At 68.8% G+C, this 12,657-nt stretch carries 10 protein-coding genes; 9 read left to right on the forward strand and 1 reads right to left on the reverse strand.

The window, feature by feature from the left end; all coding sequences use genetic code 11:
- Nucleotides 1–4: 4 nt before the first annotated feature.
- The 6 genes from L3V18_RS03115 to yeiP all read left to right on the forward strand — a co-directional run bounded on the left by L3V18_RS03115 (nt 5) and on the right by yeiP (nt 7,337).
- Nucleotides 5–2,017, forward strand: coding sequence for an acetyl/propionyl/methylcrotonyl-CoA carboxylase subunit alpha (locus L3V18_RS03115; RefSeq protein ID WP_237053132.1), 2,013 nt, complete (start codon nt 5–7; stop codon nt 2,015–2,017).
- 5 nt (nt 2,018–2,022) lie between these two features.
- Nucleotides 2,023–2,928: a hydroxymethylglutaryl-CoA lyase gene (locus L3V18_RS03120; RefSeq protein ID WP_237053133.1), complete on the forward strand. Its 906-nt coding sequence runs from the start codon at nt 2,023–2,025 to the stop codon at nt 2,926–2,928.
- Nucleotides 2,925–5,492, forward strand: coding sequence for a sensor domain-containing protein (locus tag L3V18_RS03125; protein ID WP_237053134.1), 2,568 nt, complete (start codon nt 2,925–2,927; stop codon nt 5,490–5,492). The genes L3V18_RS03120 and L3V18_RS03125 overlap by 4 nt, the downstream gene beginning before the upstream one ends.
- Nucleotides 5,493–5,545: 53 nt before the next feature.
- Nucleotides 5,546–5,863 carry a hypothetical protein gene (locus L3V18_RS03130; RefSeq protein ID WP_237053135.1) on the forward strand — a complete coding sequence of 106 codons (318 nt, stop codon included), beginning with the start codon at nt 5,546–5,548 and terminating at the stop codon, nt 5,861–5,863.
- A 37-nt stretch (nt 5,864–5,900) separates the two neighbouring features.
- Complete coding sequence (locus L3V18_RS03135; protein WP_237053697.1) at nt 5,901–6,671, forward strand: SDR family NAD(P)-dependent oxidoreductase; 771 nt, start codon at nt 5,901–5,903, stop codon at nt 6,669–6,671.
- A gap of 99 nt (nt 6,672–6,770) precedes the next feature.
- A complete protein-coding gene (gene yeiP / locus L3V18_RS03140; protein ID WP_237053136.1) occupies nt 6,771–7,337 on the forward strand; it encodes an elongation factor P-like protein YeiP in 567 nt (188 codons plus the stop codon).
- 194 nt (nt 7,338–7,531) lie between these two features.
- Here yeiP and L3V18_RS03145 read toward each other — a convergent pair whose 3' ends face one another.
- Entirely contained in the window at nt 7,532–8,089 is a 558-nt protein-coding gene (locus L3V18_RS03145; RefSeq protein WP_237053137.1) for an NUDIX hydrolase, read from the reverse strand.
- A gap of 164 nt (nt 8,090–8,253) precedes the next feature.
- Here L3V18_RS03145 and L3V18_RS03150 point away from each other — a divergent pair, with 164 nt between their 5' ends.
- The 3 genes from L3V18_RS03150 (at nt 8,254) to L3V18_RS03160 (ending at nt 12,643) form a co-directional block, all read left to right on the forward strand.
- Nucleotides 8,254–9,744, forward strand: coding sequence for an amino acid permease (locus L3V18_RS03150; RefSeq protein WP_237053138.1), 1,491 nt, complete (start codon nt 8,254–8,256; stop codon nt 9,742–9,744).
- A gap of 7 nt (nt 9,745–9,751) precedes the next feature.
- The gene (gene nhaC, locus L3V18_RS03155) at nt 9,752–11,248 is read left to right on the forward strand and encodes a Na+/H+ antiporter NhaC (RefSeq protein ID WP_237053139.1); all 1,497 of its coding nucleotides are present in this window, start codon (nt 9,752–9,754) and stop codon (nt 11,246–11,248) included.
- A gap of 66 nt (nt 11,249–11,314) precedes the next feature.
- On the forward strand, nt 11,315–12,643 hold the full coding sequence (locus L3V18_RS03160) for a sodium-dependent transporter (RefSeq protein ID WP_237053140.1): 1,329 nt from the start codon (nt 11,315–11,317) through the stop codon (nt 12,641–12,643).
- Nucleotides 12,644–12,657 lie beyond the last annotated feature (14 nt).

Raw genomic sequence — 12,657 nt, forward strand, 5'->3', positions numbered from 1 at the left:
CGGCATGTTTGAAAAAATCCTGATCGCCAATCGCGGCGAAATCGCCTGCCGGGTCATCCGCAGTTGCCGTCGCCTCGGCATCCGCACCGTGGCGGTCTATTCCGAGGCGGATGCCGATGCCCAGCATGTGCGCCAGGCCGACGAGGCCTACTGCATCGGCGGTCCGCGGCCGGCCGACAGCTACCTGCGCGGCGATGCGATCCTGGCCGTCGCCCGACACAGCGGCGCGCAGGCGATCCACCCCGGCTATGGCTTCCTCAGCGAGAACGCCGACTTCGCCGACGCGGTCGAGGCCGCAGGACTGGTGTTCATCGGCCCGAAGGCCGCGTCGATGCGCAAGATGGGCAGCAAGGCCGGTGCCAAGCAGCTGATGGAGACCGCCGGTGTCCCGGTGGTGCCGGGCTACACCGGCGAAGACCAGTCGACCGCGACATTGCAGGCCGAGGCCGACCGGATCGGTTATCCGCTGATGATCAAGGCCGCGCACGGCGGCGGCGGCAAGGGCATGCGCATCGTGCGCGAGGCCGGCGAGTTCGTTGCCAGCCTCGAGAGCTGCCAGCGCGAGGCAGCCAACGCATTCGGACGCGACCGCGTACTGCTGGAGCGCTACGTCGAGAAGCCCCGCCACATCGAGATCCAGGTGTTCGGCGACCGCTTCGGCGGGGCGATGCACCTGAACGAGCGCGAGTGCTCGGCGCAGCGCCGCTACCAGAAGGTGCTGGAGGAATCGCCGTCGCCGTTCCTCAGCCCCGAACTGCGTCGCGCGATGGGCGAGGCGGCGGTGCTGGCCGCGCGCACGATCGACTACGTCAACGCCGGCACGGTCGAGTTCATCGTCGGCCAGGACGGACCGGCTTCCGGGGCGAACTTCTATTTCATGGAGATCAACACCCGCCTGCAGGTCGAACACCCGGTCACCGAGATGGTCACCGGACTGGACCTGGTCGAGTGGCAATTGCGGATCGCCGCCGGCGAACCGCTGCCGCTGACCCAGGAGGAGGTCCGCCAGGACGGGCACGCGATCGAGGTGCGGCTGTACGCCGAGGATCCCGAGGCCGGCTTCCTGCCCGGCTCCGGACGGCTGGAACGGCTGCGTCTGCCGCGGCCCGATGCGGGGGTGCGGATCGACGCGGGCGTGGTCGAGGGCGACACCGTGACGATCTTCTACGACCCGATGATCGCCAAGCTCATCGTCCACGACCGCGACCGCCCGACCGCCCTCGCCCGCCTGCGCGATGCGTTGTCGCAATGCGCGATCGAGGGGCCGAAGTCGAACGTCGCATTCCTGGAACGGCTGGTGCGCCACCCGGCGGTGGTCGGGGGCACGATCGATACCGGCTACCTGGACCGCCACCTCGACGAGTTCACCGGCACCGATGAGGCGGCCGACGCCGACATGGTGCTCGCCGCCGCGGTCGCCGTGCTGATCGAGCAGGAACGACTGACGCGCGAGCGGGCGCTGGCCTCGGCCGACCCGCACTCGCCGTGGGCGATCGCCGACGGCTGGCGGCTCGGCCACGGCAGTCGCCGCAGCATCGCCCTGCTCCACCGCGGCCAGCGGCTGGAGCTGCATGCCCAGGGCAGCGGCGGCGACTACCGCATCGAGTTCGCCGGCGACAGTCACCGGATCGCCGGCGCGCGCCTGGCCGACGGCCGGATCAGCTTCCGTATCGGAGACCGTGGGCTGCGCATGTCGGTGATCGACGACGGCCGTACCCGGGTCGTCCATGACGGCGACCGGCGCCTGCAACTGCAGCCGGTGGCGATGTACCAGGCCGGCACCACCGGCGATGCGGCCGCCGCCGACGCCCTGACCGCGCCGATGCCGGGACGCGTCGTGGTGGTCCGGGTCGGCGAAGGCGACGAGGTCGAGGCGGGCCAGGAGCTGATGGTGATCGAGGCGATGAAGATGGAGCTGAGCCTGAAGGCACCGCGCGGCGGCACGGTGGCCCAGGTCCAGGCCGCGGTCGGGGACTTCGTCGATGCGGACGTCGTGCTGGTAGCGCTGGCATCATGACGGCCATGAAGCCCGCCACGCCCGCCCAGGTCCGGATTGTCGAGGTCGGCCCGCGCGACGGCCTGCAGAACGAGAAAGCGCTGGTCGCGACCGCCGACAAGATCGCGCTGATCGACCGGCTGTCGGCGACCGGGCTGCAGAGCATCGAGGCGACCAGTTTCGTCAGCCCCAAATGGGTGCCGCAGCTGGCCGACGCCGCCGAGGTCTATGCCGGCATCGCCCGCCGGCCGGGCGTGCACTACCCTGTGCTGGTGCCGAACGAGAAAGGCTACGAGCGCGCCCGCGAGGTCGGGGTCGAGGAGATCGCAGTGTTCACCGCCGCGTCCGAGGCGTTCAACCGGAGGAACATCAACGCCGGCATCGACGAGTCGCTGCAGCGCTTCGCGCCGGTGATGGCGCGGGCGCGCGAGGATGGCGTGCGCGTGCGCGGCTACGTTTCCACCGTGCTCGGCTGCCCGTACCAGGGCGAGGTCCCGCTCGCCGACGTGGTGCGGGTCGCCGTTGCGCTGCACCGGATGGGCTGCTACGAGGTCTCGCTCGGCGACACCATCGGCGTCGGCACGCCAGGCAAGGCGCGGGCGATGTTCAGGGCCGTCGCCGCCGAGGTGCCGGCCGCGGCGCTGGCGGTGCATTTCCACGACACCTACGGACAGGCGCTGGCGAACATCCTCGCCTGCCTGGAGGAAGGGGGCGCGGTGGTCGATGCGGCGGTCTCCGGCACCGGCGGCTGTCCCTACGCGAAAGGCGCCAGCGGCAACGTCGCGACCGAGGACGTCGTCTACATGCTGCGCGGGATGGGCGTGGAAACCGGCATCGACCTCGACGCGCTCGCCGGAACCGGCCGCTGGCTCGCCGCACTGCTCGGCCGCGACAGCGGCAGCAAGGTGGCGAAGGCACTGGCGGCCTCATGACCGTGTCGCCGCCCGTACGCCCCGCTTCCGGCGCCGACCCGGCGTCGTCGGACGACGTGCTGGCGGCGCTGGAACGCGCGCTCGAGGACTCCGCCCAGCCCGAGCCGGTGCGCACCCTGTTGCGCGATGCGCACGATGCGCTGGTGCGGGCACGCGCGGATGCCGACAGCGCAAGGCAGCGTTACGACGCGCTGTTCCATGCGGTTCCCGACCCGGTCAGCATCATCGACTACGACGGCACCGTGCTCGACCTCAACCGCGCCGGGATGAGCGCCTACAAGCGTCCACGCGAGGACGTGGTCGGCCGACCGATCCACGTCCTGAACCCGGACCTGCCGGCCGACCACATGGCGCCGGTGGTCGAGACGCTGCGCCGCGGCAACACCTACGTCATCGAAGTCACCAACATGCGCGCCGACGGCACACGCTTCCCGGTCGAGGTGCACTCCGCCGCATTGCAGTACGACGGCCGCGAATGCCTGGTCGCCGTGGCCCGCGACCTCAGCGGTCGCCGCGACGCCGAGCTGCGCTACCGCGAGCTGGTCGAGACCCTCGACCAGGGCATCCTGGTGCAGGACGCCAGTGGGCGCTACATGTTCGCCAATGCCGCCGCGATGCGGATCTTCGGCATCGGCAAGGGAAAGTTCCTCGAAGACGAGATGCGGCCCGACAACTGGCTGGTGATCGACGAGCACGGCCGCGAACTGCCGCCCAGCCAATGGCCCGCGCAACGGGCGCTGCAGTGGGGCCGCACGATCGAGAGCACGCTGCTGGGCTTCTACCACCGCGAGCGCCGCCAGCTGAGCTGGCTGTCGGTGACCTCGGTGCCGCACTACCCTGCCGGCGGCGACCGTCCGCGCCAGATCCTGTCGCTGTACTCGGACGTGACCGCGCTCAAGCGCGACAGCGCCCTGTTCGACCGCGCCCAGGCGCTGGCCCACATCGGTGGCTGGGAATGGGACAGCGGCCGCGACGAGCTGTACCTGACCGACGAGGCGCAGCGGATCATCGGCTGCCATCCCGCGCCGCGCTACATGGACGCCTTCATGGCCTGCCTGCGGGTGCCGGACCGGCAACGGCTGCGCGACGCGCTGGCCCGGGCGATGGCCACAGGCAACGGGCTGAGCATGGAGCTGCAGGGCGTGCACGGCAGCGGCAAGCCGTTCTGGATCCGGGTGATCGGCGAGCCGCTGGTCGGCACCGCCTACAGCGCGCGGCTGACCGGCACCCTGCAGGACATCACCGAGCGCAAGCAGGCCGAGGAAGTGCTGCGGCTCCAGGCGCGCACCGATCCTCTGACCGGCCTGCTCAACCGCGACGCGATCCTGGAGGAGCTCGACGGCTGGCTGCAGGAACCCGAGCCCACCCGCATCGCCGTGCTCTACATCGACCTGGACCGATTCAAGATCGTCAACGACATGCTCGGGCACGCCGCCGGCGACCGCCTGCTGATCGATGCGTCCCGGCGCATCGCCCACGTGGTCGGGCTGGAAGGCCTGATCGCCCGCTTCGGCGGAGACGAATTCCTGGTCATCTGCATGGCGCAGGACGATCCGGAACGGCCGCAGCGCCTTGCCGGGGCGATCCTGCAGGCATTCGGCACCGCGTTCCGCCTCGATGGCGAGGAGTTCAACATCACCGCCAGCATCGGCATCGCCCACGCCCCGCAGGACGGCCTGGCCTCGCAACAGCTGATCCAGTGCGCGGACGTGGCGATGTACGACAGCAAGCGGCGCGGCCGCAACGGTTCGCAGGCCTTCACGCCCGAGCTGGCCGAGCGCCAGTTGCAGCGGCTGCAACTGGAAACCCACCTGCGCCGCGCGGTCCACAACGACGAGTTCCATCTGGTCTACCAGCCCCAGGTCGACATGCGCAGCGGCCGCCTGCTCGGCACCGAAGCGCTGATCCGCTGGCGCAACCGCTCGCTCGGCGAGATGCGCCCGGATCGTTTCATCGACCATGCCGAGTCCACCGGCGACATCGTCGGCATCGGCCGCTGGGTGCTGCAGGAAGCCTGCCGCCAACTGCGCAGCTGGCGCGACCAGGGCCTGGCGCTCGACCGCATCGCGGTCAACGTGTCCTACCGCCAGTTCCTCAGCGAGGACCTGATCCTGAGCGTGCGGGAAGCGCTCGGGCAGAGCGGCCTGCCCGGCCACATGCTGGAGCTGGAGTTCACCGAACGTGTGCTGATCGAGGACGAACCGGACACCCTGCGCGCCTTCGAGGAACTGCGGGCGATGGGCGTATCGCTGTCGATCGACGATTTCGGCGAAGGCTACAGCGCACTGAACTACCTTCGGCGCCTGCCGATCCATGGCCTCAAGCTCAGCCAGCTGTTCATCCAGGGCGTGCCAGGCAACCAGTCCGACATCGCGGTCTGCCAGGCGGTGACCGGCATCGCCAACAGCCTCGGCTTGCAGGTGGTGGCCGAAGGCGTCGAGCACGAGGCCCAGCGCGACTTCCTGCTGCAACTGGGGATCCGGTTCGGCCAGGGTTTCCTGTTCGCGCCGGGGTTGCCGCCGGACCAGTTGCTGCAGCGCTACCGGACGGATGCGTCGGGCTGATGCGGAACGGGGCGGAACGGATGATGCCCGGCACTGGGAAGTGGCTTCCCACCATGGCCTACCGCGACTTTCACGATGTTCCGCGGCTGACCCTGGTCGAGGATGACGATTGCGGATTCCGGGTGCTGGATTGCCGTTTCGACGACGGCAGCGACGACTACCCGGATGCATACGAATTCTTCTTCGCCGGCCGCGAACATCGCCAAGCCATCGGGTTTCTTGATTCGCGCGACGAAGATATCCGCCGGGCGTGCGTCGCGCGGATACCCGTTGCCCGGGTCGAGTTCGACCCCACGAGGAGATGCCGACTGCGGGTCGCGCACGCTCGCCTGCCAGCCCCATTGCCGCGGAAAAGCGGGATCAGGCCTTAGAATGTCCGGCTCGCCCCGCTTCTGGAGCCGTACCGACATGCAGCTCGATTCCTCCCTGGCCATCGTCACCGGTGGCGTTTCCGGCCTCGGTCTGGCCGTGGCCCGCCATCTGGTCGCCCATGGCGGCAAGGTCGCCCTGTTCGACGTCAACGACGAGAAGGGCGCGGCCGCGGTCGCCGAACTCGGCGAAGCCAGTGCCCGCTACTTCAAGACCGACGTCACCTCCGAAGACGGCGTGGCGGCCAATGTCGAGGCCGCGCGCGAGTTCCTCGGCGGCCTGAATACCGTGGTCAACTGTGCCGGTATCCTCGGCGCCGGCCGCGTGCTCGGCCGCGAGGCGCCGATGCCGCTGGGCAATTTCCAGGCCACGGTCATGGTCAACCTGGTCGGCAGCTTCAACGTCGCCAAGGCCGCGGCCAACCTGATGCAGCACAACGAGCCCGGTACCGATGGCGAGCGCGGCGTGATCGTCAATACCGCGTCCGTGGCGGCCTACGAGGGCCAGATCGGCCAGGCGGCCTATTCCGCGTCGAAGGGCGGCGTGGTCGGCATGACCCTGCCGATGGCGCGCGAGCTGGCCCGGTTCGGCATCCGGGTGATGACCGTGGCGCCGGGCGTGTTCTGGACCCCGATGGTCGACGGCATGCCGGAAAGCGTGCAGCAGTCGCTGGCGGCGTCGATCCCGTTCCCGTCGCGCCTCGGCCAGCCGGAGGAATTCGCCGACCTGGTCGCCTACATCCTCGGCAACACCTACCTCAACGGCGAGACGATCCGCCTCGACGGCGCGACCCGACTGGCACCGAAGTAGCGAGCAGGGGCCGAGGGCAGAGGGCTGGACGACCTTCACGACCCCGGCCGCCCTCCCGCTCGAGTTCCCTATCCCCGCACCTCATCAGCCCTAAAAAAAATGAAAGCCAGCGACATCAAGAAAGGCAACGTCGTCGAATACAACAGCGGCGTCTACCAGGTCCGCGACATCGACCGCAGCTCGCCGCAGGGCCGCGGCGGCAACGTCCGCTTCCGCTTCACCATGTACAGCGTGCCGGGCGGCAACAAGCTCGACGCCAGCTTCGATGCCGACGACGACCTGAAGGAGATCGAGCTCAGCCGGCGCCAGGCGACCTATTCGTACCGCGACGGCGAGGCCTTCGTGTTCCTGGACGACGAGGACTACGCGCCCTACACCCTCGATGCCGACGTCGTCGGCGACGCCGCCGGATACATCGTCGACGATCTCTCAGGCTGCTACGTCCAGCTGATCGACGAGCAGCCGGTCGCGCTGCAACTGCCGCAGACGGTCGCGATCGAGGTCGTCGAGACGCCTCCGGAGCTGAAGGGTGGCACCGCGACCAAGCGTCCGAAGCCGGCCCGGCTGTCGACCGGTATCGAGATCATGGTCCCGGAGTACATCGGCAACGGCGAGCGGGTGCTGGTCAACACCACCACCGGCGAGTTCTCCGGCCGCGCGGACTGAGGCCATGCGCCGACCCGGCCCCGTCCGATGGCGGGTCCGGGCATGCCGCGCTGCTCGGATCGCGGCTTACGCCGCTCCTGCGAAGACCGCTCCAACCCAAGCCGTCTGTTCGTCAGTCCGGCGTTTCCCGCAGGAGCGGCGTAAGCCGCGATCGTTCATGACCTGACCGGACCGTCAGGGCGCCGCGCTACCGCCTACCCGCGCTGCAACCACTTGACCGCCATCCGCCGCATCGACTCGTCGGAGCCTGCGTCTTCGGCCAGCGCGCGGATGTCGCGCCAGGCCAGGTCCAGCGACTCCTCGCTGACGACGAAATCCTCGTTCTCCCCGGCCCTGACCACGTAACGCACATCGAAGTGCCAATGGCCGGGCACCGCGCCGCGCTCGGGAATCCAGTGGCGGTCGAGATCGAACGGCTCCGGTTCCACCTGCAGGCCCGACAGGCCCGACTCCTCCTCCGCCTCCTTCAGCGCTACCCGTGCCAGGTCGCGGTCGCCGTCGGCATGGCCGCCCAGTTGCAGCCATCGACCGAGCTTGCGGTGGTGGGTCAGCAGCACCCGGCTCCCGGAACGGTCGACCAGCCAGGCCGAGGCGGTGAAGTGACCGGCCAGGCGCGAGCGCGAGAACGGATCCTGAGGGGCGTCCAGCAACGCGATGAAGGGCTCGAAACCAGCTTCCTTCGGCCAGCGGCCAGCGTAGTCCAACAGAGCCTGTCGCAGGACGTGAATGGCTTCCCGGGGTGTGTCCGTCATCGTCGGCGCGGGTGCGGAAGGGGGCGCCATTATGCGGGCGCGCAGGCCGGTTTCGCCCGCTTGCCGCTGCTTTCCCGCGTGGGTTAAGGTGGCGCGCCCCCCACGGCCATACGCTCGCTGCGCCGCCTGAACGGGCGGCGGATCACCATCCCCAGGGGAACCCGATGTTCAAAGATCTGTTCGTCACCAAACCGGTGGAACCCGCCGCGCACGTCGATGCCGGTGAGCCGGTGGAGGGCACGCTGCAAGGGGAGGCGAATCTCAAACGTGTATTGACCGCCCGCCATCTGGTCCTGCTAGGTGTCGGTGCAATCATCGGAGCGGGCATCTTCGTGATGACCGGCCAGGCGGCTGCCAATCATGCCGGCCCTGCGATCATGCTCAGCTTCGTTCTCGCGGGAATCGCCTGCGCGTTCGCCGGCCTGTGCTACGCCGAGTTCGCGTCGATGATTCCAGTCTCCGGCAGCGCCTACAGCTACACCTACGCCACCCTCGGCGAGGCGGTGGCCTGGTTCGTCGGCTGGAGCCTGGTGTTGGAATACCTGTTCGCCGCGTCTGCGGTCGCGGTGGGCTGGTCGGCCTACACGGTCAGCCTGATGGAATCGACCGCACAGATGATGGGCAGCGACTGGAAGTTCCCGGCGATGTTCGTCTCGGCGCCGGTGACATACGCCAACGGGCAGTTCGCCGCGACCGGTTCGCTGTTCAACCTGCCGGCGGTGCTGATCGTCTGCGGCGTCGGTTACCTGTGCTACATCGGCATCCGCCAGTCGGCCACCGCCAATGCGGTCATCGTGGCGGTCAAAGTGACGGTGATCCTGGCGCTGATCGGCTTCGGTTCGCAGTACGTCAATCCCGACAACTGGACTCCGTTCATTCCCGCCAACGAGGGCGGCGACCGCTTCGGCTGGCCTGGCGTACTGCGCGCCGCATCGATCGTGTTCTTCGCCTACATCGGCTTCGATGCGGTCTCCACAGCGGCACAGGAAGCTAAGAATCCGCAGCGCGACATGCCGATCGGCATCCTCGGCTCGCTGGTGGTGTGCACAATCCTGTACATCGTCGTCGCTGCGATTCTGACGGGCATGCTGCCCTATACCCAGCTCGGTACCGCCAAGCCGGTCGCCACCGCCCTGGAAAACTATCCGGCCCTGGGCTGGCTGAAGTTCGCGATCGAGGTTGGCGCGGTCGCCGGCCTGACATCGGTGATCCTGGTGATGCTGATGGGCCAGCCGCGCATCTTCTTCGCGATGTCCCGCGACGGGCTGATGCCCAGGTTCTTCGGCGCCGTTCACCCGAAGCACCACACCCCGCACAAGGCAACCGTGGTGGTGGCGATCATCGCCGCCATCCTGGCCGCCTTCTTCCCGCTGGGGGTGCTCGGCGACCTGGTTTCGATGGGCACCCTGCTCGCGTTCGCCACCGTATGCGTCGGCGTGCTGATCCTGCGCCGCACCCGCCCGGATCTGCCGCGCTCGTTCCGGGTGCCGGCAGCGCCGCTGATCTGCATTCTCGGTGCGCTGTCGTGCCTTGCGCTGGTCGGTTTCATGGGCTGGTACAACTGGGCCCTGCTGGCGGCCTGGACGGCGGTCGGTTTCCTGATCTACTTCGGCTACGGCTACGGCCATAGCAAGCTGCGCCGTGCACGGGGCTGATCGCATGATGTCCACTCCACGCGAACCCAGCCTGCTGCAGGCGCTGACGCCCCTTGTCTTCCTGGCCGTGCTGCTGGCCGGCGCGGTCTACGTCTACGGCTCGGACGCTTCCTACGGCGCCAACCAGGTGTCGCTGATGCTGGCTGCCGGCGTCGCCGCGCTGGTCGGGCTGCGCAACGGCCAACGCTGGCAGGAAATCCAGGACAGTCTGGTCCACGGCATCTCGCTGGCGATCGTGCCGATCTTCATCCTGCTCGCGGTCGGCGCACTGATCGGCACCTGGATCCTCAGCGGCACGGTACCGACCCTGATCGTCTATGGCCTGAAGCTGCTGCACCCGTCGATCTTCTATCCGGCCGCGTGCCTGATCTGCGCGATCGTGGCGCTGGCGATCGGCAGCTCGTGGACGGTCGCCGGCACCCTCGGCGTCGCCTTGATCGGCGTCGCCCAGGGGCTCGACATGTCGCCGGCGATCACCGCCGGCGCGGTCATCTCCGGCGCCTATTTCGGCGACAAGATGTCGCCGCTGTCGGATACCACCAACATCGCCCCCGCCGCGGCAGGCAGCGAGCTTTTCGCACATATCCGCCACATGACCTGGACCACGGTGCCGAGCATCGTGATCGCGCTGGTGCTGTTCACCGTGGTCGGGCTGGGCGCCTCCCGCGGCGAAGGCGGCGGCGGCTTGGACGACCTGCCGACGGTGCTGGCGGGCCAGTTCAACCTCGGCCCGCACCTGCTGGTTCCGCTGGTGGTCGTGTTCGTGCTGGCGGTACGCCGGTTCCCGGCCTATCCGACGATCCTGATCGGCGCGCTGCTGGGCGGCGTGTTCGCGGTGGCGTTCCAGCCCGACCGGGTCGTCGCGTTGGCCGACAAGGAAGCGCTGTCGCGGCCGCTGGCGATGCTGGCCGGGGTCTGGAGCGCGCTCGCCGACGGCTACAAGGCGGGCACCGGCAATGCCGCCGCCGACGAGCTGCTCAGCCGCGGCGGCATGAGCAGCATGCTCAACACGATCTGGCTGATCATCTGCGCGATGGGCTTCGGCGCGGTGATGGAGAAGACCGGCCTGCTCGAGCGGATGATCCGCAGCGTGCTGAAGGCAGCCCGGACCACCGGCTCGCTGATCGCGGCGACCCTGGCAACCGCCGTCGGCGCGAATGCCATCGCCGCCGACCAGTACATGTCGATCGTGCTGACCGGCCGCCTGTACCGGCCCGAATACGCGCGCCGCGGCCTGGCTCCGGTCAACCTGTCGCGCGCGCTCGAGGACGCCGGCACGATCACCTCGCCGCTGATTCCATGGAACACCTGCGGCGCCTACATGGCGGTCACCCTCGGCGTCGCCACCCTGGACTACCTGCCGTACGCGTTCTTCAACCTGGTCAGCCCGTTCGTGTCGGCGATCCTCGCCTACGCCGGTTTCAAGATCCTGCGCGTGACGCCGCATGCCGAGGCGGCGGTGTCCGCGACCGACCATTCCACACCGGCCTCCCCACAGCCGTAACCCCGTAGATACCTGCATCCCCGCGAGGCACAGCGAAGCGTTATGGAAAAGAAATCGATCCACGGCATGTGGTCCTCCCGCCTGGCCTTCATCCTCGCCGCCACCGGGTCGGCGGTCGGACTCGGCAACATCTGGCGCTTTCCCTACCTGGCTTCGGACAACGGCGGCGGCGCCTTCGTGCTGGTGTACCTGGCCTGCATCGCCGTCCTGGGACTGCCGATCCTGCTCAGCGAGATCCTGATCGGCCGCCACGGGCGCCAGAGCCCCGTCAATTCGCTGGCCAGTACCGCCGAGGAGTCCGGCGCTTCGCGCGTCTGGGGCGGCGCCGGCCTGAACGGCATTCTCGCCGGCGTGCTGATCCTGAGCTTCTACAGCGTGGTCGGTGGCTGGACCCTGCGCTACGCCTGGCTCTACCTCGCGCAGCTGTTCGGCGCGGATCCGATCAGCGACCCCGCCGCCAGCTTCAACGGCATGCTCGCCAGCGCCGGCACGCTGACCTTCTGGCACCTGCTGTTCATGCTGCTGACCGTCGGCGTGGTCGCACTCGGCGTCGAGAAGGGCCTGGAGCGGTCGGTGAAGTTCCTGATGCCGGCGCTGTTCGTACTGCTGCTGGTGCTGGTCGGCTACGGCGCCACCACCGGCCACCTCGGCGAGGCGGCGGCGTTCCTGTTCAAGCCCGACTGGAGCAAGGTGTCGGCCTCGGTCGTCGCCAGCGCGATGGGCCAGGCCTTCTTCACCCTCAGCCTGGCGATGGGCTCGATCATCACCTACGGCGCCTACCTGCCCAACGGCATCTCGATCCCCCGCGTCGGCGTGACCGTCGCCGCCGCGGACACGACGGTGGCGCTGCTGGCGGGACTGGCGATCTTCCCGATCGTGATCGCCTTCGGCATCGATCCCGCCGGCGGCGGCCCCGGCCTGATCTTCAATTCGCTGCCGCTGGCCTTCAACGAGATGCCGTTCGGCACCGTGTACGGGCTGCTGTTCTTCGTGCTGCTCGCCTTCGCCGCGTGGACCTCGTCGATCTCGCTGCTCGAGCCGGGCACGGCCTGGCTGGTGGAACAGGGCATCATGAGCCGCCGGGCCGCGTCGTTCTCCCTCGCAGGGCTGTGCTGGATGCTCGGCCTGCTGTCGGTGTTCGGCTTCAACCACCTCGCCGACGTACGGCCGTTCGGCCAGGACATCATGACCTTCATCGGCCTGATCTCGAACGACCTGATGCTGCCGTTCGGCGGCCTGCTGATCGCGCTGTTCACCGGCTGGGTGGTGAAGGAAAGCATCCTGCGCGAGCAGCTCGCGGGCCTGCCGCAATGGCTGTTCACGCTGTGGCGCTGGATCATGCGGATCGTCGCCCCGCTGCTGGTACTGATGGTGCTGGTCAACGCGCTGGCTTAATTGGCGCATGCGCC

This window comes from Marilutibacter chinensis, from assembly GCF_021725675.1.
GTDB classification, from domain to species: domain Bacteria; phylum Pseudomonadota; class Gammaproteobacteria; order Xanthomonadales; family Xanthomonadaceae; genus Marilutibacter; species Marilutibacter chinensis.